Below are 20,918 nucleotides of genomic sequence, written 5' to 3'. Positions count from 1 at the left end.
GTTATCGTTCGTGTGTTAAGTCTATGTGAATAGGTTTGAGCTACTCCCAACCTCAGGACTTTTTTACAGGACGGTGAAATGTCATTCACCGCTGGCCTCCATCATTGCTCTATACGAATTTGAATTTCGATGCTCCGCCGCGTTACACAACGCCCGCGGATGTGTCATCTTCTGAGGATTGCAATGCGGCTGCTGAATTTGATCGACATAAGAAATTGGAAGAGCCTCAGTGCATTGTGCCTGCTGGGGCTGGGAATACTTTCCTCAACAGCCTTTGCCAAAACCGCTATTCAGCCCAGCACAGAGTCTGCTGCTGAATCTGCCATCCGGGCCGGTAAAGGCGCCATCTCGGGCTCCGTCACGGATGGTTCTGGTGGCGCTGTTCCCGGCGCGCAGATCAAGCTGGCTCCGCTCAATCTCACCGTGGTTACGAATGACCAGGGCGAGTTCATTCTGCCCGAAGTTCCCTCCGGCAAGTACGTCCTTACGGTCTCTTACATCGGCTTTCAACCGCAGAATACGAATGTAGATCTCGCTTCCGGACAGGCGCTTAGCCTCAGCCTCAAACTCGCTGTTGCCTCCAACAGCGAGGAGATTCTCGTCACCGCACCCCGCCCGCACGGCGAGGCCGAGGCCATCAACGAGACGCGTACCGCGGACAACATCGTGCAGGTTCTTCCCGCGGAGGTCATCACCAGCCTGCCGAACGCCAATGTCGCCGACGCTATCGGACGCCTGCCCTCTGTCTCGCTCTACCGCATCGAGGGAGAGGGTGTTTACATCCAGGTGCGTGGCACCGAGCCCCGGCTCACCAATGTTACGGTCGACGGCATTACGATTCCCGCACCCGAACCGACTGTTCGTCAGGTACGTCTCGACGTTATTCCCTCGGACATGATCGAGGCCATCGAGTTGAACAAAACGCTCTCCGCCAACCAGGATGCGGATGGCATTGGCGGCTCGGTAAATTTGCGTACAAAAGAAGCCACGGAACAGCCCACCGTCAGTCTTTACGGTAACGGTGGCTATACCAACATTCTCAACGGCCGCGCCTCTTATGCAACGGGCGGTACTGTTGGCAAGCGCTTTGGAGCGACCAAGCGCTTCGGCCTTCTCGGCAATGCCGCTTACGATTACAACGGTCGCGGCATCGATAATATTCAACCTACGCTCGATCCACTTTCTACCTTCGCGGCTCCTTTCTATGACAACAATACGATCCGCGAATATCGTTATTACCGTTATCGCTATGGCTTTGCGGGCAGTGCGGATTACCGGCTTAGCGAGAACGCCAGCATCTATGCACGTGGGTTCTACTCAGACCTCAAGGACTGGGGCGATAAGTGGTACTACGAGCCCGTGTCGGCCGCTATCGATCCGGTAAAGGGATTGCCCAGCCCCACGGCTAGCTCGCCCTCTCCCAAGTTCTATACGTCCAGCAAACGTCCTAATGCCTCTGTTGGAACCATCATTCTGGGCGGCAGAGATGTGCAGGCTAAGCAGTGGATGTCCTACCAGATCTCCGCTTCGCGTTCCTACGAAGTAGATTCCGCTGGTAATCCCAAGGCCGATTTTTCGTGGGTAGGACCGGAAGTAAGCTGCAACTACGCTCCGGCAAGCCAGGCAGATCTGTATCACCCACACTTTGGAACTTGCGATACGAACGGCAACTCGCCGCTGCTGAATTCAGCCAACTGGATCTACAAAGACATTACGATTTCGAAGGGCCTGAACGCGCAGCTGAACCTGACAGCCCAGGCTTCCTATGCAAGAAACTACAACTCGAATGGGCACTTCGGAAACTTCGAGATGGGTTTCAAGTTCAGCAACGGTCATCAGAATCAAGACTCTACCGAGACCGTCTATGATGGCTGGTCCACGAAGGCAGGCTCGTCGACACCACTGATGAGCGCACTGCAAAGCAACTTTCATAACACTGACTACTTCAGTGGCAACTACTTCGGCGGCAACTTCGGTCCGGTCTCAGACTTCAATCTGGTCCAGGCCTATACTCTACAGAACTTTGCCGGCTTCGTAGATGGCCAGAAGACCGCTGCCGATATCTATCCCAATCTCTTTCACACCATCGAGCGCATCACGTCCGGTTACGCGATGAACACGATCGACTTCGGCAAGCTGCATATCCAAACTGGTCTCCGCTTTGAGGCCACCCAGATGGATACCTTCGGCTATAACCTGACCTTCTACTCGGATCCTAAAGGTGGCGCAGCCAGTGTGCCTTGTGCCTTCCCCTTGCCTCTTACTCCTAAAGATTGTTACAGCGCGGTGGGCATCAATAATAATCCCTCCTATCTCGATGTGCTGCCGAGCGTGCAGATGCGCTATGCGCTTACGCCGAACTCCGCCTTGCGCGCCGTGTACGCTCGTGGAGTTGCCCGGCCCGATCCGTACCAGCTGGTGCCTTACGCTTCAGAAGATCAGACGGCAAGCCCGGTTACCGTTGCTGTCGGCAATCCAAATCTGAAGCCCGAACATGCCAATAACTATGACCTGTTGTACGAGGACTATCTCAATCCGTTGGGTCTGGTTCAGGCAGGGTTTTTCTTCAAACAGCTGAATGCACCCCAGATCGAAACGGTACTGCCCGGCGGTCTCAACCTCTCCAGCTTTCCTGCCGGCTATTTTCCGGCAGCTTTACAGACTGTTCTTGCGCAATATCCGGGCGATTCGATTACTCAATTTGTAAACGGACAGAATGCCTGGCTTTATGGCTTCGAGCTTAGTTATCAGCAGCACCTGGATTATCTTCCGGGTCTGCTCCGCGGTTTGGGAATCTCCGCGAACTATAGCTACACGGCTTCGCGTGAGAAGGGCGTCCCCCTGCGTACCGATCATCCGACGCTGATCGATCAGTCTCCCAACACCTGGAACCTCAGCCCCACCTATGACACCAAGCGGCTCTCGGTGCGTGCGGGGCTGGCATACAACCAGGCGAGTCTCTTTTCTTATAACTACACCTCGCCCTCGTTGGTCAGCGGCTCCGACCCTAGTGGCCTGGGCCCGAAGGGACCTTCCGGCGATGTCTACACTCTGACCCACTACCAGGTCGATGCGCAGGCGAGCTACCGCTTCTACAAAGGATTCAGCGCGGTCGTCTCCGGATTAAATCTCAACAACGAAGTCTTCGGCTACTACACCGGAAGTACGCAGTTCGTGAATCAGCGTGAGTTCTACAAGCCGACGTATACCGGTGGCATTCGGTATAACTTCGTGCGACACGAGTAACTCTGAATGGATTGCTGCTTTGAGAGGACGAGTTGAAATCCGTCCTCTCAAAGTTCTTTATTCAGGAGCGTTTTCGCTGCATCGATAAAAGGTCAAAGGTCGTTTTCAGGAGAAGTACATGAAGTTGTTTCGCCCTTCTATCTCAGCATGCGTGGCTCTGCTATGCGTTCTATGGCAAAGCCCTGCTGAGATATCGGCACAAGCTACAAAATCCGCTGCTCGTTCCGGCGACACCCTTAAGCTTGTCGTCATCCTTAGCCGGCATGGCGTACGTTCTCCGACACAGGCAAATCCGCAACTAGACCTCCTCTCTGTAAAGCCCTGGCCCAAGTGGACGGTTGCTCCGGGAGAACTTACTCCACGCGGAGCGCTGCTGTTAAGACAGTTTGCAGGGTGGGAGCGAACGCAGCTCGCCGTACAAGGCTTGTTGCAGCCGCAAGGTTGCGCCGATGCAGATCAGGTGTACGTCTATGCAGACTCCGATCAGCGCACCATCGCCAGCGGCCATGCGTTGGCCGAAGGTCTGATGCCGGGCTGCACGGTTCGCATCGACTCGCTGCCGCAGGGCACGGAGAATGCACTCTTTCATCCGCTGGCTGCGAAGGTGATTCAAGGCAATGCACAGCTTGCTGCCGATGCGCTCCGCGAACGTGTGCATGGCGATCCCACTGCGCCTGCACGGGAGCATCAAGCTACTTTGGACGAGTTGCAACGCATCCTGAATCACTGCGCAGCCGTGCCGTCCTCGTGCACGAAGGTCCCGGCAGAGAAGGCAACGTCTGTAACTGGAATTGTTCCGGCGATTACCTCAGGCAAGGGCGATCATCTTGCGGACCTGCGCGGGCCGCTGTCTGTGGGGTCCAGCATGTCGGAGAACCTGTTGCTGGAGTATGCCGAAGGCCTGCCTGCGGACCAGGTCGGCTGGGGCCAGGTGCAGGAGCAGCAACTGCAGCGGCTGCTTTCTCTGCACACTGCCTACTTCGATCTTGCTCATCGCACCCCTTATCTTGCGCAGGTAGAAGCCTCCAATCTGCTCGACCACATTCGGCGCACGCTCGAACAGGGCGCGACCGGCAAAGGCATCGACGGCGCAATTGGGTCTGTAGGAGAGAAGGTCGTGATTCTGACAGGGCACGATACCAACCTTGCAGGGGTGGCTTCCTTGCTCGGCATTCACTGGAACCTGGATGGACGCCGCGACGATACTCCGCCGGGAGCGGAGATGGCCTTCGAGCTCTGGCAGCGTGGCGATACGTACTCTGTGCGCGTTCGTTACTCCTTGCAGACGCTGACACAGTTGCGCGCGGCGCAGCCACTTACTGCGGCGAACAAGCCCGCATCGGAGCTGCCTGAGATGTTTTGTAAGGATGCCACGGGGCAGTGCAGCCTCGCTGCCTTCGAGCAACTCGTGCAACAGGCGGTGAGACCGGAGTTTATTCGCTAGGTCGCTTGTGCAATGCGGAGAAGCAACGGCAATACAAGGCCGCAGGTAACACCATCTACTTCTGTTGCCAATGCACTCCATCGCCGCTGACCCAGACCACGCCAGAGTCAGTAGTCAGTTGAAAGCCCGCCTCTACCTTTTGCTTTTGTAGTGCAGGTTGTTGAAGACTCCGCGGCGAAAGCGCGAGCTGCATCACCTTCCCCTGCCACTGCGGCTTGACGGACTTCCAATGCTTGCCGCCGTTTTTGCTGAGGAAGAGTGCTCCCGCTGTATCTGCGGCAAGCATCCTCCGTCCGTTGGAGGCCGAGGCAGCCGAAGGTAGATTGCTAGGCAACGCATGCACCTTCGATCTCTTACGCAGAGCCTCATTGTCTTCGTTCAGCTTGTCGATGGCACCATTGGGGGCCGCGCTGACCTCAACGGTCTCGTTCGTGGCTTGAATCGTAGTGCGAGCTTCGATAGGCAGCGTCTCCGTCGTCGTGGGCAGGGCAGGCGCAGCGGCTACTACTATGGGGTTCGATTTTGCAGCCAGAGGTGCTGCTGCCTTCGCAGGCTGGAGCGGGGCCGCTGTTCTGTTGCGCAGTAGCATCCCTGTACCGCGTGCTTCGTGGTTGGAAACGGCGCCAGCCGACGCAGCTACAAAGTCGTTCATCGCTGTCGGCTTCGTAGTCTGGGGCGAAATGGCGGGTTCCGTAGTTGCACTCCTGCGTTTGCTGAAGCTGGAGATCGCATCTTCCGCTTTTCCGGAAGGAGCCGGTGCCACCGGTTCAGGAGCGGCAGCGATCGGAGATACTGGAGCCGCTTTGGGCGAGGCTCTTCGCGGTGCAGGGGGCGCTGCTTCTGCTGGCGGCGCAATAGGCGGAAGGTTTGGAGCGAGTTCGACCTTCGCGTTCTCCATCGTCGTGGGCGTTTGTGCAGTGCGGTACAGGTGAAGCGATACGGTAACGATCAGAGCACACGCCACAGCTATCGTTGCTGCACTGAGCATCGACATCGGGCTGAACCGGAACCACTCGCGCCATGTTGGAACGGCCTTCGCTGGTGCAGGCTCTTCCGCTTGCTGGGCCTGCCGGGCAAGAAAGACGATCTGCCGGCAGTGCGAACACTCGGACAGATGCGCAAGGCTCTCCAGGCGCTCGTGTTCGGGCAGCACGCCTTCGAGGAAGGCGTTGAGCTGGTCCGCTTCGAGGTGTTGGCCGGGTTGGAGAAGATCGCTCATGTCTACTTCTTGACCGAGGGCTTTGTCTTATCGCCTTCTGTCTGATTGGAGAACGTTGGAGTTGCCGAAGTTTGCAGCAGATTCCGCAAATTGATCGTGAGATCGCGCGGATCGGTTCCTAGTGCCTCTTCCGCGGCTCGCCTGTTCATGCCCGAGGCCTGCAGGCGTTTCAACAGTTGTTGATGCAATCCCGAGGTCAGCCGTTTCAGCTTGCGGCTGACGGTAGCCTCATGAACCCGCAGGAGTTGCGCGATCTGCAGCAGCGTTCGCTGGTCGAGAAAGTACGCCGACAGCAGGAAGCGGTCCTCGGGCGCAAGAGCGCGCAGGGCCTCCGCCAGCGAGTTGCCGAGCCGGGCAAGCACTTCAGGGGTGGGCGTTGGAGCCGTCGGAACGGCGGCGAGGTCCGTGTCTTCAAGCGGAGCCTCACGCCGGGTGCGGCGATGGTGGTCTACATGCCGCTGGGCAAGCGTCGTACGCAACCAGCCCATCAGCGACCCTCGTCCGGAGTATGAGGCTAAGGGAGAACGCCGCTGCCCGTCGCGCTCGCTGAGCCCAAAGAGTTCGGAGTAGAGCGAATCCGCGAGGTCTTGTCCAAGAGAGGACGACCCGGTCATTGCAACAGCGGCCTGTGTGAGCGGAGCTCGAAAGCGCTGGAGAAACTGCTGCCACGCCGCATCGTGTCCCACAGTGCAGGCATGCGCGAGGGCCAGCTCTCGAAGTTGCAACGAGCGATAGAAGGCCTCGATCTGCGCTGGAGTGGCGCTTGCGCCCGGAGGAAGGCCGTAGTTGTACTTCGCGCCGACAGCAAGTAACTTCTGCGCCAACTCTGTTCGGTTAAGTTCGAGACTGTCGGCTTCCGCTTCGCGCCAGAGAGCGTCGAGCAGTGTCGCGGAAATCTGCGGCTCCGCAGCACCTTCTGCAGTGGCTGGCGGTCCCAATTCGACGGGTTGGGCTGAAGCAGAGTCCACGCCCTCAAGATACGTGAACGGAGGGCTTACAGCACAATGGATTTCGCGGAAGCCACCTCCCGAGCTACGATGCTGGGTGTGGACACAGAGGCCAGGGGAGTAACGAAGAGATGCTTCGAGTCTGCGAGATCCGAGAGTCGAGATACGAGTGAATCACTCGCCTCTCGTAGCTCATCTCTCGCAACTCGACGCAAAGCAGAGGAAAGCCACAGAGGCCGAGCGGGTGGCGCTCCTGCTTCATTAGCGAGACATCAGTTCGTCGTACAGCATATCTCCGACAACCTTGCTCGCTGCCGTCGAGGGATGTGCCTCGTGATAGTAGAAGTGCGTCGCCGGAGTAGCGCATGGTGTTGTGTCTTCGTTGAAGATCGATCGGCCTGCGCACTGGTTTGTTACATCGGTGAACCCATACTTCGAGGGGTTCTCCAGGATCACATCAAAGAAAGCACCCCATTGACTGGTCCTCACCTCAGCCCCCTTCAGCTTTGGACCTATCTCCGTGGGAATCTTCCTCAGGGCTGGGTTCAGTCGAACTGCCACTGGCCTGAATGCAGGGATCTTCTCCGGAAGGATTGCCACGGAAAAGCGGCGCGCCCCGACCGCGTATAGCGAATCGATCTCTCCCTCAAGATTGGCGACCGTCTGTTCTGTTGAAAGGCTGTGGTCGTTCAGCCCGCCGGCGAGGAAAAAAAGTGTCGTTTCAGGATCGAAAGAAACGGCGCCTGAGTGCACCATCGCGACGAACTCGGATACCTGGTTCTTCATCCCGAGGCCAAGCCATCCATGCGGCACTGCCTGGCCGGGGTTCTCTCCTGAAGGGGCGCCGCTCACTGCGAAGTTGAGGCTTTTGCCCGCGGAGTTCGGCGCGTTTGAAGCCACCATCGTCAGCCCGAGCCGTTTCGCGAGATAGGCCACCGCCGTGGGACCATCGCTATCTACCCAACCGCGCCCGATGTCGGAATAACTATCTCCGAAGACATACAGACGTTTCGGGGGCTTCGCGGCAAAGGCAACGTGGCAGAACAGAAATAATCCCAGGGCGGAGAGAACACTGGCTCGCATGCTTTTCATCGTACGACACTCCGTACGACCGCCTCTAATGGGGTATCCGATGCTTGCCGAAGCCTGAGGGCTACTGTCATATGGGCCAGAGCCATACGTTCGTCTTCCTTCATGCCATAGGCAAGAGCAAGATAGTAATGTCCGTCGGCATTATCGGGATCTCTGTCGAGATTGGCGTTCAAAAGATTAATGGCTTCTATTAGCATCTCCTGAACCTCCGCCTTCGTAGCCAGCCCGGCCTTATGGAAGCCTATAAAGCGATCAAGCGTAAACTTGCCGAGATTGTAGAGCGCCGGTGGGTAGGTCGAGTCAGCCTGATGACTACGCCTTAACGCGTCAAGTGCTTTATCCATCTGGCCCGCCGCCTCATACTGTATTCCCAGGTCATTCCAGATCAGGGGATTATGCGGGCTTAGAGTCACAAGCTTTTCGAGAAGCTCACAAGCTTCCAGGTGCTTTCCCGCTTTGGACAAAGCCTCAACGCTCTCCCTCATTGCCAGCCTGGCGCTGCGAGGAATCTTCTGGCAACAGGTCTTCCTATGCCTGCCGCTTTCGTACGGACAAAGAGGGTTCTTTTTATAGGTCATGGGGTGATCGAAAGATTGGCTGAACTTCAAATTTTTAGCATGATAGCCATGCCTCGCAGGTTATTCAGTCCAAGGCTTCTCATAGATTCATCGATGGATTGAAGAACGTCCGGATAATGCTCTACCGCTCGGGTGAACGACTGGATTGTTTGAACGACGTGCTCCTCGACAAAGTCTTCTTTGTAATGGCCTGCAACGCCAATGAGCAGGGTGTTGACCCATGCAAACTGCGTCGCCATCTGAATGTATTCGCCGAACAAACTTCGAGGAATAAAACGGGGACTGCCCTCTCGGCCATAAGGGAAAAGGTTCTGGAACATGTAGTTCACTAAGTAGTTCTCGAGAATAAAAGGAAACTTCTCAAAGAAGGGGCGATGATACTTTGTCTCTGCTTGTATAAATCGCCCCATGTCGTCCCGAGGGGCAGATCTGTCGGGAGAAGCGATACCTTCTACGAATGCCCAAAAGATATCCCGAAAGCGCTTCCCGGAGTTGTCTCTCACCAGTGCATCAGTCAGTCTGAAGATTACTTCTAACTTCAGTCGCGGCAGGCTCTGCAGGTTCGCTAATTCGGGCTGAGAGATCCGATGTTCAACAATCTGGCGGTACTTGTAGAGGACCGCAGGGAAAGCTTCTCCGCCTTCCGCAGCCGTGATGTTATCCAGGCTCTCGCATAGGGAACCTATCAACAATAATCGGTGCCACAGGGGGCGCGAGCGATCCCGAACCATATCGATCAGCAAGGTCCTGATCGTGAGAAAAAAGTTATGGGGTTTGTGGAAGGAATCCTTTCGACTGCCGGCTAGATGGAAGACGTTGTCGGTTCGAAAGTTACCAGAGAAGAGGTCTCCCTCTATTTGCATGAAGCGGGGAACCAGCAATATGTTCCTTGCCGCCTCAGGGCAGGACAGGCTCAACGAGCCTTCAAGCGTCCCTGCAACGTAGCTGAAAGAACGAGGGTAGATCGAACAAGTCGCAGATAGAAGTTGAGGCCCGTACTCCTTGTGAATATTGCAGAGGGAATCTGCTCCAAAGAAGGGGCAAAAACCTGATGGCCCACGATAGATTCGCGCGTGAAGGGGATCGGGTTGATCGGGAGCGCTAACAAGTACGAACTGCGATACGAGGGAACCAAACTTTTCCCGTGGAAGTAGTTGGTACTTTTCATAGATGCTTTTATCGATCGGAATATCCCAGTCACCGCAACAGGTATCCTCGCAATCTGTTCCGATACAGTGAAACGCGGCAGCATAAGTTGGCGGGGCCATTGCAGTATTCGGATTAGTCATTACTTCGTGGCTGTCCATGACCCTGTGCGGCATCTACAAGGACAGACGGGCGATCGATCTATCCGCTCGAATCTTTTTCAACTGGATTCAGCGGGGCAATCGAATGATCCCTGTAGGGCTTCCGCTACTTGATAGCCTGCGGGATAAAGAGAACATCAGGTGCTCTCTCGCCGTCCACCATACGTCGAAGCTGCAAGGTTTAATCGTGGAGCCGGATCTGGAAGCTATAGCCGTGTTTCTCGAAGCCGAGTGCTTCGTAGAAGCGGTGCGCCTCTTCGCGCTTCAGATTGCTGGAGAGGGTCAACTTGTAGCAGTTGGCCTCCTGGCACCGCTTGCGGGCATGCTCCATCATGGCGCGCCCTATACCCTGGCCCTGATGCTGCGGGTCGACAGCCACATCTTCTACGACGGCAGACTTTCTCCCACGCTTGGCGAGATTATCCATGATGAGCAATTCGTAGGTGCCGACAGGAACCTCATGGAGAAACGCCACGAAGACGTGAAAGGAAGGGTATTGTTTGAGCCTGGCAAAATGCGCACGGGCCTCTTCGGCAGTGAAGTTACCGCTATCGCCGATCCCGGCGGCAGCGTATAGGCCGAGGATGGAGGACAAATCGTCCTCTGTTGCTTCGCGTATGGTGATGCCATCCATCAACCTAGCTTACCGCCATCGAGATGCCATAGCGTGAACGCCGACTCTCTCCCATTCATCTGCTGATGAAAGAGTTGCTATGCGGGTAAGTAGATTCATTAGAGACTGCGAAGGGCGGTCATGAAGTTGTCGACCTTGCGGGCGGACGAGGCCTTGCCGGATTTCAGGTTGCGCTCGATGCACAATCCAGAAAAGAAGGACAGAACCATCTCCGCAATGGCAGAAGGAGCCATCCTTGGCTTTTCGGCTTCGATATTCAGGGCGAGAAGATGCTGCAGCAACGCTCGATTCCCGGTAATGGCGCCATACGCTTCATCCGGAAGGATGGCGAATTCCCGCATCGAGTTAATGGCAAAACATCCCTGCTGTTCCCCCTTGTTAAGGGGACCATTCTTGAGAAACGTTTCGATGTTCTTCCAGCCAAGAGGCTCCTTCGTGAGAAGTCCTCTTTTGTCCTGGCTCTCAAGATAGTGCCGAAGGCAAGCTAAAAAGAGATCTTCTTTGTCTCGGAACTCGGTATAAAGACCTGATTTGTTCACACCTGTGGCCCGTTCCAGGTCCTGGAGGCTCGTGTCCGCGAACCCATGCTTCCAGAAGACAGGCATTGCCTTCTCCAGCACTTCTTCCCGGCTAAAGTTCTTCGGACGCCCCATGCATCTATTCTCCGATAAAGAACTAAATAGTTCAATATTGCATCCTTGCCACGCCTCCGCCATCGTATAGAACTAAACGGTTCAAAACCGTCTGGCAGGCCGGAATCAGGTTGCAGTCAGTTGAAGCAGTGGAGTGGTGGATCGTCATCGGAAAGCAAAGGAGATTTATGTCTAAGCTGGTAAACAAGGTGGCATTCGTCGTTGGTCCGGAATCCTCTTACATCACGGGGCTAATCTGACAGTAGATGACGGAATGAAGGCCTGAAAACCGTACCGGCCCACTCATGGGTCTAAGGAACGACCTATCCGTTAGGTGAAAGGGCAAGAGAGAGAACAATGATCACACTTGAAAATAAAACGGCGCTCGTGACGGGCGCATCGAGAGGTATTGGCCGCGCGACGGCAATAGCGCTTGCTGCGGCCGGGGCGCACGTTCTGGTTCACTATGGCCGCTCAAAACAGGAAGCCGAGTCTGTTGTAGCTGAGATCCAGAGGAAGGGCGGGCGCGCAGATGCGATTTCAGCGGACCTGGCAACTGCGGAGGGCGCTGCGCTGCTCGCCAAACAGGTGCGTGCTCTTGTTGGCGATCGGCTGGACGTGCTGGTACTCAATGCCGGGATCAGCAAGTTGGCTCGCATCGCGGATTACACGGTAGAGGACTTTGACAATCTCTTTGCGACAAACGTTCGAGGCCCGTTCTTCCTCGTGCAGCAGCTCCTGCCCGTTCTCGGTGAAGGTTCAAGCATTGTTGCTATCTCCTCTGCTGTAGCCCGTACGGTGGTAGGCAAGCCCGGTTTGGAAAACCCTTCCGTGCTTGCCTACGCCTCTACCAAGGGGGCACTTGAAACTCTGGTCAGGAACTGGGCCGCCATTCTCGGGCCAGGTGGCATTCGCGTAAATGCTGTTGCTCCTGGAGTCATCGACACGGACATGTCGAACTTTACGAAGACAGAAGCAGGCCGCGAGGTCGCTCTGGGAATGCAGGCGCTGAAGCGAATCGGCAAACCCGAGGATATTGCCGACGTTGTCGCTTTTCTGGCGTCCGATGCTGCGCGCTGGATTACAGGTGCCAGCATTCCTGTCGATGGTGGTTCGAAACTTTGATTCACAACGTGAGGAGCGCAATGGATAACACTTCGAGCAAAGGCAAAGAGATCAGGATTCCTGGCCCTGATCATCCCATCACCATTTCTCCGGCTGAAGGCACGATTCGTGTAACGGTCGCTGGAAAAATTGTCGCTGAATCGAAACGAGCACTTCGGCTGGAAGAGAAGGGATACCCACCCGTCTACTACTTGCCACGCAGCGATGCGGACATGTCGTTGCTCGTTCGGACTACGCATTACACCTATTGTCCCTACAAGGGAGATTGCACGTACTACAGCATTCCTCTGGGTGGGGCGAAATCGGAATATGCCGTCTGGACGTACGAAAAGCCTTATGAGGCAGTCGCCGAAATCAAGGAGTATCTGGCGTTTTATCCCACGCGGGTCGATGCCATTGAAGTGATTTCTTAAATACCTTTAGCCGCTCGACCTGGTTCAGAGGTTTGCCGAGAATGCTCCTCTTGCTGAGGTTGATTGGGAAGCCGTGTATGCCTCGGGGCCGCACGGCTATTCCGATGACCCAACCTGCCAATCATCGTAAGAAAACCCAGGAGCGAAAACCCAAGAGCGAAAACCCAGGAGCTGAACATGCCAAAGACAACACCCGAACAGAACAAAGTGATCGTTCTCGAAGCCTTCGATACTCTCTTCAACAAACGCGACTACGCGGCAGCGGAACGCTTCTGGTCGCCGAAGTACATCCAGCACAGCGCACACATCGCGCCGGGACGCGAAGGACTGTTCGCCCTGGTCCGTTCGTCGCCCGATACGTTGCACTACGAAAACCAACTCATCGTCGCAGAAGGGGACTACGTCATCGCGCATGGCCGTTTCTCAGGAATCGGAAGACCCGCGTCCTGGATTGCCGCTGACGTTGTCCGATTCGAAGACGGTGTCCTTCAGGAGCATTGGGACGTCTTGCAGGACGAGGCGACTAGGGCCGAATCAGTCAGCGGCCTCCCCATGTTTGGCGACACATTCCCCAGGTGACAGTCATCGCGATTGTCTTGAAGGCGTTCGAGATTCTTTTACAAGGTGAGAAGCACGAAGGGGCACTTTCCTGTTGAAGACCCCTAGCGGACCCTCAGGAATTTAACGAAAACCGTAAGTTGTTGGATTTTTTGGTGGACCTGATCGGGATCGAACCGATGACCTCTTCCATGCCATGGAAGCGCGCTCCCAGCTGCGCCACAGGCCCACTCCTAGGGAAGGACTTACCTATTCTCTCGGATGCGGAGTGACAAGTCAAACGGTATCGTTCGCAGGGCAGTTTTCAAGAAATCGCACCCGTCCAATATTCCCGCGAGCCTCGCCCTGAGCAGAGAGATTGGCCTTTCCCTCAAAAAGCGACAATCTGCGACGCAAACGGCGCATCCCCTTCGGAACAAAGCCGGCATAAGCGGTGTCTAAAGATGGCAGAGTGAGCGAGCACTCGGCCGCCGGCGGCGCAGTTTTCAGCTCCTGCTCCGGGTTTCTTGTTGATCTGATTTTGGGCTCCCGTATGGGCTGCAGTAAGGCGTTTTCGGCGTGATGGGATGTTGTACCTCTGGACAGATAGACCTCTGCGGGCCTACGTTGAATAGATACGCAGTGGCTGCGGGCCTTTGGCCCCGGTTGAGGACGGCGATGAGCGATCTGGCAAGCGCGATCGGAATCCGGGCAGAAGAACAGAGTCTCGTCGCCGAGTTGCAGGCGGGCTCCGAGCAGGCCTTTGCGCTGCTCATTGCACAGTACAGCCATCCTATTTACTCCCTGATTGCACGCAGCCTGCGCGATCCGGCCGATGCCGCCGATGTGACCCAGGAAGTCTTCGTCAAGGTCTTTCGCAGCATCTCCGGCTTCCATGGCGAGGCCAGCCTGCGCACCTGGATCTATCGCATTGCCCTGCATGAGGCCAGCAACCAACGTCGCTGGTGGGGCCGGCACAAGCGGCAGGAGCTGACCATCGATGCTCCGCTGGAGAACGAGGAAGGCGAGACCTTCTGCCTGGCCGATGCACTGGCCACGGGGGACGCCTCTCCCTATGAGTGTGTGGCCCGCTCCGAGACGCGTACGCATGTCGAAGCGGCGTTGCGGACGATTCCGGAGCCGTTTCGCGAGGTTGTTGTACTGCGCGAGATTGAAGGCTTCGGTTATGAAGAGATTGCCGAGATTCTGAATGTGAACCTCGGCACGGTGAAGAGCAGGTTGACGCGAGGCCGCGCCGCTCTGCGCGAGGCGCTCCTGAAGGATGCAGCGACTCGGCCGCAAGGACAACAGGCCCACCCCAGCCGCAATCGTGACGCGGCGAAGGTGGGGCACCCGGAAGTAGGGACGCTATGAACTCGATGAGCAGTAACCAGTTCAATCCGGAGCAGAAAAACAATTCGTGCGAGTCCGTGCGACTGGAGTTTTCTTCCTATCTCGATGGCGCGATGACCGGCGCCGAAATGGCTGCCATGGCAGACCATCTGGACGGTTGCGGCGAGTGCGCCTCGGAGTTTACCGCGTGGCGTGAGATTCAGCGGTCGCTGGCCGACCTGGGCCCGGCGCGTCCTCCCATGAGGTTGCAGGAACGCCTGCGTGCGGCCATTGCCGTAGAGCGCGAGCACGGGACACATCTCTCGTTGACCCGCCGATTCCTGGCCGCATGGGAGATCTCGATTGCACCCATGGCACTGCGGGTTACAGGTGGGTTCGCAGCGGCGATCGTGCTGCTCGGCAGCCTGGGATGGATGCTTGGCGCGCCCATTACTGTCCAGGCCAACGACGACGAGATGGCCCACCTGATTGCACCGCGTTACCTGTACTCCCAGGTGCCGCCGCAGCCGATCGAGACGGGCCGCGAGGTTCCTATCCTGGTGGAGGCCATGGTCGACACGCGTGGACGGGTGTATGACTATTCGATCATCGACGGGCCCAAGGATTTGGCCGTGCAGTTGAGGGTGACGCAGAACCTGCTCTCCAGCGTCTTCAAGCCGGCGACCGTCTTTGGCGTTCCGGTACGCGGGCACGTGGTGATGACCTATACCGGAGTTTCGGTGCGGGGCTAGGTAACGCAATGAGTCGCCCGCTTTCCGTGCGCTTCCCATAGACTTGTGGGGTGCGTCGAACAAGTATCGTGATCCTCACCTCCCGACCTTCGTCCCGGCTTGCGCTCTTTGGCGCGACCTTTCTGCTTGCGAGCTCCTTTGCGGCCTTTGCGCAGAACCCCAACTCCTCCTCTTCCAGTTCATCTTCTTCGAGCTCCTCTTCTCTATCGACGAGCCCTAATGATCAACATACGGAACGGCCAAACCAGGACGATCAGTCGAATCCTGTGGCGCGCCCGCGTGCCGCGCAGATCGAAGAGGGCGGCTCCGCGGTAACGCTCGAGGTCAGCGAGCCGCTCTTTGAGATGGCTGCCGCGCTCAATGCCTGCGGATACGATGCCGATCTCGACAGGTCCGCGCCGGTGCGTGCGCAGGTGCGGACCGAGATGAATGAGGCCCTTGCCGCCTCGGAGACGGCCCGCGCCAGCCGTGATGCTCTCTGCTCCTATGTGACGCAGCATCATCTCAACGATTCGGGGCTTGATGTAGGGCAGTATGTCTCGCTCTCGCTCTATCTTTCCCCGCCGCCGGAACTCACTCCGAATGTGGATGAAGCCGACTTGCCTCCCCAGGCCACGCAGGTAGTCAACGTGCTGCCGCTGCTGCGCACGTTTGCCGAAGAGACCCAGTTGCATCTCATCTGGCTGCGCCATCGTGCCGCGTACGAGGCCTTGGTGGCGCGCGTGCATGAGCCGATGGTGAAGACCATCCTCAATACCAATATCTATCTGCACCAGCCGGTCAGCACCTATGACGGCCGCCGCTTCCTCGTGCTGCTGGAGCCGATGCTCTCGCCGAGTCTGACGAACGCGCGCATCTATGGCACCGACTACATCATCGTGACCTCGCCGGATAACAGTGCAGGCGACCCGGTGCGCATGGACCAGATACGCCACATCTACCTGCACTATGTGATCGAGCCAATGGTCTACAGCCGCGGCTCGGCGATGGAGCGCATCCAGCCGATGTTGCGTGGAGTACAGGATGCTCCGCTGGAGTTCTTCTACAAGAGCGACGTGGTTGCGCTGATGACCGAGTGCCTGATCAAGGCGGTCGAGGCGCATATGTATGAGATTGCCGAGCCAAAACCTGTCAAGCCTGCGGACAAAGAGCGCGCTTCGGTGGACCTCTACGCTTCGGCCATGGACGTCTACAACCGTGAGACGGCGCTGGAGCGGCAGAAGCTGGTGGATTCCGACGAGCAACATGGATGGGTGCTGACGGGCTACTTCTACCAGACCCTGCAGTTGATGGCCAAGAACGGCGACGGCCTGCGCGACGAGATTGCCCCCATGATCTACGGCATGGACGTAGACCGCGAGCGCAAGCATGCCCAGGAGATCGTGTTCTCGAAGGAGACTTCGGTCGATCCGCTGCGTCCGCATACCGCGCCGCGCAAGATCGAGGGAATGGACCTCGCCGAACTCGATCTGGCCAAGGGCAATACCGCAGACGCCTCCGATCTCGCCGAAAAAGCGCTGGCCAACCCGAAGGGCGACCATGGCCGGGCGGAGTACGTGCTGGCGCGCATCGCCCTGATGGAGAAGCAGCCAGGGGAGGCGATGAAGAACTTTGAGGACACGCTTAAGCAGAGCAAGGACCCGCGAACGCTGGCCTGGAGCCATATCTATCTGGGGCGTCTGTATGACTCAATGAATCCGCCGGACCGTGACCATGCCGTTGCTGAGTACAAGGCTGCACTGGCTGCTCGCGATGGCCGCCCGGATACCAAAGAGGCGGCGCAGAACGGTATTTCGAAGCCGTTCGCCCTGCCTCAGCGCGCGAACCGGCCCCCTGTCAGTAACGACGACAAGGATTTCGACCCGACAGGGAAGGCCGAGAAGGATTCTTACAAACCAGCGGATGCGCCGAAGTAGGGGATACACCCAGGGCCCAGGATGGCGACGAAGAGCAGACGAAGACAGTCGTCATCCTGACGCGTAAAGTAGACAGCGGAGGGGCGATGACGACACGGCGCACCCGTAAAACTTCACCTAAGATCGAACCCATCGACGAACTGCAACGCCTGCTCGGTCATCGCTTTACCCGGCCTGAGCTGCTCGCGCTCGCACTGACGCACCGCTCGCACACCTACGAGGCTCGCCACGGTGTCCCCACCGTCATCCTGCCGGCTCATCCCGACCAGCGCGACCAGCGCAATCCACCCGGCACCGACAACGAGCAGCTCGAATTTCTGGGCGACTCGATCCTCGGCCTGGTGGTTACCGAGGCGCTCTATCGGGAGTTTCCGCAGAGCTCGGAGGGCGAGCTCACGCGGTTGCGCTCCATCCTGGTCAGCCGCGCCCGCATGGCCGAGGTCGGTCTGGCGCTTGGGCTGGGAGAGCAGCTGTTTCTCGGCAAAAGCGCTGATCAGAACGGCGGCCGTAAAAAGCCCGCGCTGCTGGCCAATGCGGTCGAAGCAATTATCGCGGCGGTCTATCTGGATGCAGGCGCGAAAGGGCTCAAGGCGGTGAGAGCGATCGTCGAACGCTATGTGCTGGAGCCGGATCTCGACACCATGCGGGCGGCGCTGGCCGGAGAAGAGGGACGCGGCGCGCTGCGCGACCACAAGACGGTCTTGCAGGAGCGTGTGCAGGCGTCAGGGCTGGGCAGGTTGCGCTACGTCGACACGGCCCAGAGCGGACCGGCTCATCAGCGCAGGTTTTCGGTGGAGGCACAGCTTGAAGGGGAGGCTGGGACGCGTACGCTGGCCGCGGCTGAGGGCTCGAACAAGAAAGAGGCCCAGCAACGCGCTGCGGAGCTCGCGCTGGCGCAGTGGGAGGCAAACGGCCTGCCTCCCCGGCCCATCAAACCACCCAAAGGTGATGCTTGAACGAGGAGCTACTGCCGGAGACCGTGGAAGCCGCACCGGCACGCCCTGTTCAGGGGGTGCATGACGGGGTGCTGCCGCATCTGCAGGCTCTGCTGGAGATCCTGGTTCTCGCCATCTTTTTCGCCACTTTCATCGCGCAGCCGGACCGCGTCCCTTCGGGGTCGATGGAGCCGACGCTGCGGGTGGGCGACTTCTACCTTGTGAACAAGCAGGCCTGCGCGCCCAGAGGAGTCTTCGACCGCATCTTGCCGGCGGCGACGGTTCATCGCGGCGAGCTGGTTGTCTTCCACTACCCGCCGGAGCCCGGCAAGGACCTGATCAAGCGGGTGGTGGGGCTTCCGGGCGACCATCTGCGATTGCGCGACGGGCATGTCCTGCTCGATGGGGCATCGCTGGCCGAGCCCTACGCGGTCTATAACCAGGCCCAGCCCGATGGCTTTCGCGACGATTTTCCTTCCATGAGGAGTGCGGACCCGAACGTCGATCCGCGCTGGTGGGCGGAGCTGCGGCGCATCGTGGCCAATGGCGAGATCGTCGTGCCGCCGGGCCGCTACTTTGTCATGGGTGACAATCGCAACGATAGTGAGGACAGTCGCTACTGGGGTTTCGTTCCGCGTGACGCTCTCGTGGGACGGCCGTTGGTGGTGTATTTTTCCCTGGCTGCGCCACCGAACGCGGATTCGTCCGTTCGGAGATCGTTCTGGGAGGGGTTGCGCGACCGTTGGCAGGGGATTCGCGTGCTTCGGTAGGAAGCTAATTCTCTAGATTCTAGGGCGTCATCCAATGGCGCTCCGCGTAATTTCATGACACGCCCGGGAAATTCTTGCCGCACGGTACACTGACCAGAGCCATTTGCCCATGAGCGGACTCCCCAAGTTGAACAAGAGTGCAGCGAAGCCGGTCGCCGAGCCTGACGAGACGCCCCTGGAGGCCATCGCTTCCCTCGGCCCGATTATCGTCATCTGGATCTTTCTTATGGGGTTCGTCTTTCAGAACTTCGCGATTCCCTCCGGATCCATGGAGAACACGCTTCTGGTCGGCGATCATCTTGTCGTCGACCGTGCCACGCTGGCTCCCCAGACAAAGTGGGCTCCCTTTGTGCGCTACCGTCCGGTCCAGCGCGGCGATGTCGTGGTCTTTCGGAAGCCGCATCCAGAGTCACCGGATCTGATCCTGGTGAAGCGTGCCATTGGAGTGCCGGGCGATAAGGTTCATCTGCGCAAGGGTGTGGTGTATATCAACGGCGTCGCCCAAAGCGAACCCTATGCCATCCAGCCCGGCGACGACAATTATGCTTCGTTCCGCGATGATTTTCCGTCGGATCTTGCAGGTCTCAGCCGACAGGCGAGCAATAACCTGAAGGCTCTTGAGGGCTGCGAGGAGCAGGCGTGCATCAATGAAAGAGCGTGGGCCAACAGAACGATCTCCTGGGTTGATGAACTGCCTGCTTTTATTCAGGGAGACGATCTTGTGGTCCCGCCGGGCAACGTCTTTGTGATGGGGGATAACCGCGCCAATAGCCTCGATGGCCGTTTCTGGGGATTTGTGCCGCAGGAGAACATCATGGGGCGCCCGCTGTTCGTCTTCTGGTCGTTCAAAACACCCGAGGATCAGGAGAATAAGACCGGCATGGGGGACCGCATCGGCTTTATCTTCCATACCGTGACGCACTTCTTCGATGGGACTCGCTGGAACCGTACGCTGCACGTTGTTCGCTAGGGCGATTCCATGGAGAAGGGAAGTATGCGCCGTCCCTAGCCTCGCAGGTTACACTGACAGAGCTATTTGCTACGAGGAGACTCACCGAGTTGAACAAGAGCGCAGAGGAACCGGTCGCCGAAGAGCGCAACGACGCTGCCGCCGGAAAGTCGAAGGACACGAAACAGAATCAGGAGCGCACCGAGACGCCGCTCGAGGCGTTGGCTTCCATCAGCACGGTGCTGGTCGTCGGGCTCTTCGTGATGTCCTTTATCTTTCAAAACTTTGAGATCCCTTCGGCCTCGATGGAGAAGACGCTGCTCATCGGCGATCATGTCGTCGTCGACCGCGCTACGCTGGCTCCGCAGACCAAATGGGCTCCCTTTGTGCACTATCGCCCGGTACAGCGTGGCGACATCATCGTCTTCCTCAAGCCGAACCCGGAGACGCCGGACCTGATCCTGGTCAAGCGCGCCATTGGACTCCCCGGCGACCGCATTCACCTGCGCAAAGGCATCGTCTATCTCAATGGCGTGGCGCAGAACGAACCCTATGCGGGGATGCCCACGAACGACGGCGTCTATGAGCACGGCTATATCCCCTACCGTGACGATTTCCCCTCCGACGTGGCCGGGATCAGCGAGCAGGCGATCAACAACCATGCGTCCCTATGGGCCGTTGAGCTGCCCAGCCATATCCAGGGCGACGACCTTGTCGTTCCGCCGGGCACCGTCTTCGCGATGGGTGACAACCGCACGGAGAGCCTCGATGGCCGTTACTGGGGCTTCGTTCCGCAGGAGAACATCATGGGCCGGCCCCTATTTGTCTACTGGTCGTTCAAGACGCCGGCTGACCAGGAAGATAAGACCAGCATGGGCGACCGTATCGGCTTCGTCTTCCACGTGATGCTGCATATCTTCGATGGAACCCGCTGGAACCGCACCTTGCATGTCATTCGCTAGAGGCGTGGTTCAATGGACAATTCGGAGTTCTGAAGGGCATGGTCTTGTGAGCCCCATGGAACTCCAGGACACCAGCGACGAAACCCGCAGCCCTCTTGTTGGAGTACGGTCGAAGAGCCGTACTCCTC

General features: G+C 57.9%; 19 protein-coding genes and 1 tRNA gene. 12 read left to right on the top strand and 8 right to left on the bottom strand.

Annotated elements, in window-relative coordinates; translation table 11 throughout:
• Nucleotides 1–183: 183 nt before the first annotated feature.
• Together HDF15_RS08675 and HDF15_RS08670 are read left to right on the top strand one after the other, a co-directional pair.
• Entirely contained in the window at nucleotides 184–3,246 is a 3,063-nt protein-coding gene (locus tag HDF15_RS08675; protein WP_184254661.1) for a TonB-dependent receptor, read from the top strand.
• 118 nt (nucleotides 3,247–3,364) lie between these two features.
• Entirely contained in the window at nucleotides 3,365–4,690 is a 1,326-nt protein-coding gene (locus tag HDF15_RS08670; protein WP_184254659.1) for a histidine-type phosphatase, read from the top strand.
• Between the two features lie 55 nt (nucleotides 4,691–4,745).
• Here the strand turns inward: HDF15_RS08670 and HDF15_RS08665 are convergent, their stop codons facing one another.
• From HDF15_RS08665 to HDF15_RS08635, 7 genes are all read right to left on the bottom strand, one after another.
• Entirely contained in the window at nucleotides 4,746–5,909 is a 1,164-nt protein-coding gene (locus HDF15_RS08665; RefSeq protein ID WP_184254657.1) for a zf-HC2 domain-containing protein, read from the bottom strand.
• Between the two features lie 2 nt (nucleotides 5,910–5,911).
• A complete protein-coding gene (locus tag HDF15_RS08660; protein WP_184254655.1) occupies nucleotides 5,912–6,877 on the bottom strand; it encodes a sigma-70 family RNA polymerase sigma factor in 966 nt (321 codons plus the stop codon).
• Nucleotides 6,878–7,117: 240 nt separating this feature from the next.
• Nucleotides 7,118–7,948 (bottom strand): SGNH/GDSL hydrolase family protein, encoded by an 831-nt coding sequence (locus HDF15_RS08655; protein WP_184254653.1) that lies wholly within the window; start codon nucleotides 7,946–7,948, stop codon nucleotides 7,118–7,120.
• On the bottom strand, nucleotides 7,945–8,526 hold the full coding sequence (locus tag HDF15_RS08650; protein ID WP_184254651.1) for a tetratricopeptide repeat protein: 582 nt from the start codon (nucleotides 8,524–8,526) through the stop codon (nucleotides 7,945–7,947). The genes HDF15_RS08655 and HDF15_RS08650 overlap by 4 nt, the downstream gene beginning before the upstream one ends.
• 26 nt (nucleotides 8,527–8,552) lie before the next feature.
• Nucleotides 8,553–9,815: a flagellin lysine-N-methylase gene (fliB, locus tag HDF15_RS08645; protein ID WP_184254649.1), complete on the bottom strand. Its 1,263-nt coding sequence runs from the start codon at nucleotides 9,813–9,815 to the stop codon at nucleotides 8,553–8,555.
• Between the two features lie 199 nt (nucleotides 9,816–10,014).
• Complete coding sequence (locus tag HDF15_RS08640; protein ID WP_184254647.1) at nucleotides 10,015–10,467, bottom strand: GNAT family N-acetyltransferase; 453 nt, start codon at nucleotides 10,465–10,467, stop codon at nucleotides 10,015–10,017.
• Between the two features lie 98 nt (nucleotides 10,468–10,565).
• On the bottom strand, nucleotides 10,566–11,120 hold the full coding sequence (locus HDF15_RS08635; RefSeq protein ID WP_184254645.1) for a TetR/AcrR family transcriptional regulator: 555 nt from the start codon (nucleotides 11,118–11,120) through the stop codon (nucleotides 10,566–10,568).
• A gap of 336 nt (nucleotides 11,121–11,456) precedes the next feature.
• Between HDF15_RS08635 and HDF15_RS08630 the strand changes: the two genes are divergently transcribed.
• The 3 genes from HDF15_RS08630 (at nucleotide 11,457) to HDF15_RS08620 (ending at nucleotide 13,216) form a co-directional block, all read left to right on the top strand.
• Complete coding sequence (locus HDF15_RS08630) at nucleotides 11,457–12,224, top strand: SDR family NAD(P)-dependent oxidoreductase (RefSeq protein ID WP_184254643.1); 768 nt, start codon at nucleotides 11,457–11,459, stop codon at nucleotides 12,222–12,224.
• A 20-nt stretch (nucleotides 12,225–12,244) separates the two neighbouring features.
• A complete protein-coding gene (locus tag HDF15_RS08625; RefSeq protein WP_184254641.1) occupies nucleotides 12,245–12,637 on the top strand; it encodes a DUF427 domain-containing protein in 393 nt (130 codons plus the stop codon).
• A 177-nt stretch (nucleotides 12,638–12,814) separates the two neighbouring features.
• Nucleotides 12,815–13,216: a nuclear transport factor 2 family protein gene (locus HDF15_RS08620; protein WP_184254639.1), complete on the top strand. Its 402-nt coding sequence runs from the start codon at nucleotides 12,815–12,817 to the stop codon at nucleotides 13,214–13,216.
• A 132-nt stretch (nucleotides 13,217–13,348) separates the two neighbouring features.
• On the opposite strand, the gene HDF15_RS08615 is transcribed toward HDF15_RS08620, so the two are convergent.
• Nucleotides 13,349–13,424: transfer RNA gene (locus HDF15_RS08615), tRNA-Ala, on the bottom strand.
• A 428-nt stretch (nucleotides 13,425–13,852) separates the two neighbouring features.
• Between HDF15_RS08615 and HDF15_RS08610 the strand changes: the two genes are divergently transcribed.
• From HDF15_RS08610 to lepB (HDF15_RS08580), 7 genes are all read left to right on the top strand, one after another.
• Complete coding sequence (locus HDF15_RS08610; RefSeq protein ID WP_184254637.1) at nucleotides 13,853–14,548, top strand: sigma-70 family RNA polymerase sigma factor; 696 nt, start codon at nucleotides 13,853–13,855, stop codon at nucleotides 14,546–14,548.
• A complete protein-coding gene (locus HDF15_RS08605) occupies nucleotides 14,545–15,258 on the top strand; it encodes a zf-HC2 domain-containing protein (protein WP_184254635.1) in 714 nt (237 codons plus the stop codon). Before HDF15_RS08610 ends, HDF15_RS08605 begins: the two co-directional genes overlap by 4 nt.
• 68 nt (nucleotides 15,259–15,326) lie before the next feature.
• Nucleotides 15,327–17,174 (top strand): lipopolysaccharide assembly protein LapB, encoded by a 1,848-nt coding sequence (locus HDF15_RS08600; RefSeq protein ID WP_184254845.1) that lies wholly within the window; start codon nucleotides 15,327–15,329, stop codon nucleotides 17,172–17,174.
• 86 nt (nucleotides 17,175–17,260) lie between these two features.
• Entirely contained in the window at nucleotides 17,261–18,130 is an 870-nt protein-coding gene (gene rnc / locus HDF15_RS08595; protein WP_184254633.1) for a ribonuclease III, read from the top strand.
• Nucleotides 18,127–18,879 carry a signal peptidase I gene (lepB, locus tag HDF15_RS08590; protein WP_014263554.1) on the top strand — a complete coding sequence of 251 codons (753 nt, stop codon included), beginning with the start codon at nucleotides 18,127–18,129 and terminating at the stop codon, nucleotides 18,877–18,879. Before rnc ends, lepB (HDF15_RS08590) begins: the two co-directional genes overlap by 4 nt.
• A 109-nt stretch (nucleotides 18,880–18,988) precedes the next feature.
• Nucleotides 18,989–19,849, top strand: coding sequence for a signal peptidase I (gene lepB / locus HDF15_RS08585; protein ID WP_184254631.1), 861 nt, complete (start codon nucleotides 18,989–18,991; stop codon nucleotides 19,847–19,849).
• A gap of 89 nt (nucleotides 19,850–19,938) precedes the next feature.
• A complete protein-coding gene (gene lepB / locus HDF15_RS08580) occupies nucleotides 19,939–20,790 on the top strand; it encodes a signal peptidase I (RefSeq protein WP_184254628.1) in 852 nt (283 codons plus the stop codon).
• The last annotated feature ends 128 nt before the right edge of the window (nucleotides 20,791–20,918 follow it).

This window comes from Granulicella mallensis (assembly GCF_014203225.1).
GTDB classification, from domain to species: domain Bacteria; phylum Acidobacteriota; class Terriglobia; order Terriglobales; family Acidobacteriaceae; genus Granulicella; species Granulicella mallensis_A.
This window is presented reverse-complemented; position numbering and strand designations above follow the sequence as displayed.

Coding starts and splice junctions, on each gene's coding strand:
- rnc (WP_184254633.1), top strand. CDS start 17,261: ATGACGACACGGCGCACCCGTAAAACTTCACCTAAGATCGAACCCATC.
- HDF15_RS08610 (WP_184254637.1), top strand. CDS start 13,853: ATGAGCGATCTGGCAAGCGCGATCGGAATCCGGGCAGAAGAACAGAGT.
- HDF15_RS08620 (WP_184254639.1), top strand. CDS start 12,815: ATGCCAAAGACAACACCCGAACAGAACAAAGTGATCGTTCTCGAAGCC.
- HDF15_RS08655 (WP_184254653.1), bottom strand. CDS start 7,948: ATGAAAAGCATGCGAGCCAGTGTTCTCTCCGCCCTGGGATTATTTCTG.
- HDF15_RS08675 (WP_184254661.1), top strand. CDS start 184: ATGCGGCTGCTGAATTTGATCGACATAAGAAATTGGAAGAGCCTCAGT.
- fliB (WP_184254649.1), bottom strand. CDS start 9,815: ATGACTAATCCGAATACTGCAATGGCCCCGCCAACTTATGCTGCCGCG.
- HDF15_RS08605 (WP_184254635.1), top strand. CDS start 14,545: ATGAACTCGATGAGCAGTAACCAGTTCAATCCGGAGCAGAAAAACAAT.
- HDF15_RS08625 (WP_184254641.1), top strand. CDS start 12,245: ATGGATAACACTTCGAGCAAAGGCAAAGAGATCAGGATTCCTGGCCCT.
- lepB (WP_184254631.1), top strand. CDS start 18,989: ATGAGCGGACTCCCCAAGTTGAACAAGAGTGCAGCGAAGCCGGTCGCC.
- HDF15_RS08635 (WP_184254645.1), bottom strand. CDS start 11,120: ATGGGGCGTCCGAAGAACTTTAGCCGGGAAGAAGTGCTGGAGAAGGCA.
- HDF15_RS08670 (WP_184254659.1), top strand. CDS start 3,365: ATGAAGTTGTTTCGCCCTTCTATCTCAGCATGCGTGGCTCTGCTATGC.
- HDF15_RS08650 (WP_184254651.1), bottom strand. CDS start 8,526: ATGACCTATAAAAAGAACCCTCTTTGTCCGTACGAAAGCGGCAGGCAT.
- HDF15_RS08630 (WP_184254643.1), top strand. CDS start 11,457: ATGATCACACTTGAAAATAAAACGGCGCTCGTGACGGGCGCATCGAGA.
- HDF15_RS08640 (WP_184254647.1), bottom strand. CDS start 10,467: ATGGATGGCATCACCATACGCGAAGCAACAGAGGACGATTTGTCCTCC.
- HDF15_RS08665 (WP_184254657.1), bottom strand. CDS start 5,909: ATGAGCGATCTTCTCCAACCCGGCCAACACCTCGAAGCGGACCAGCTC.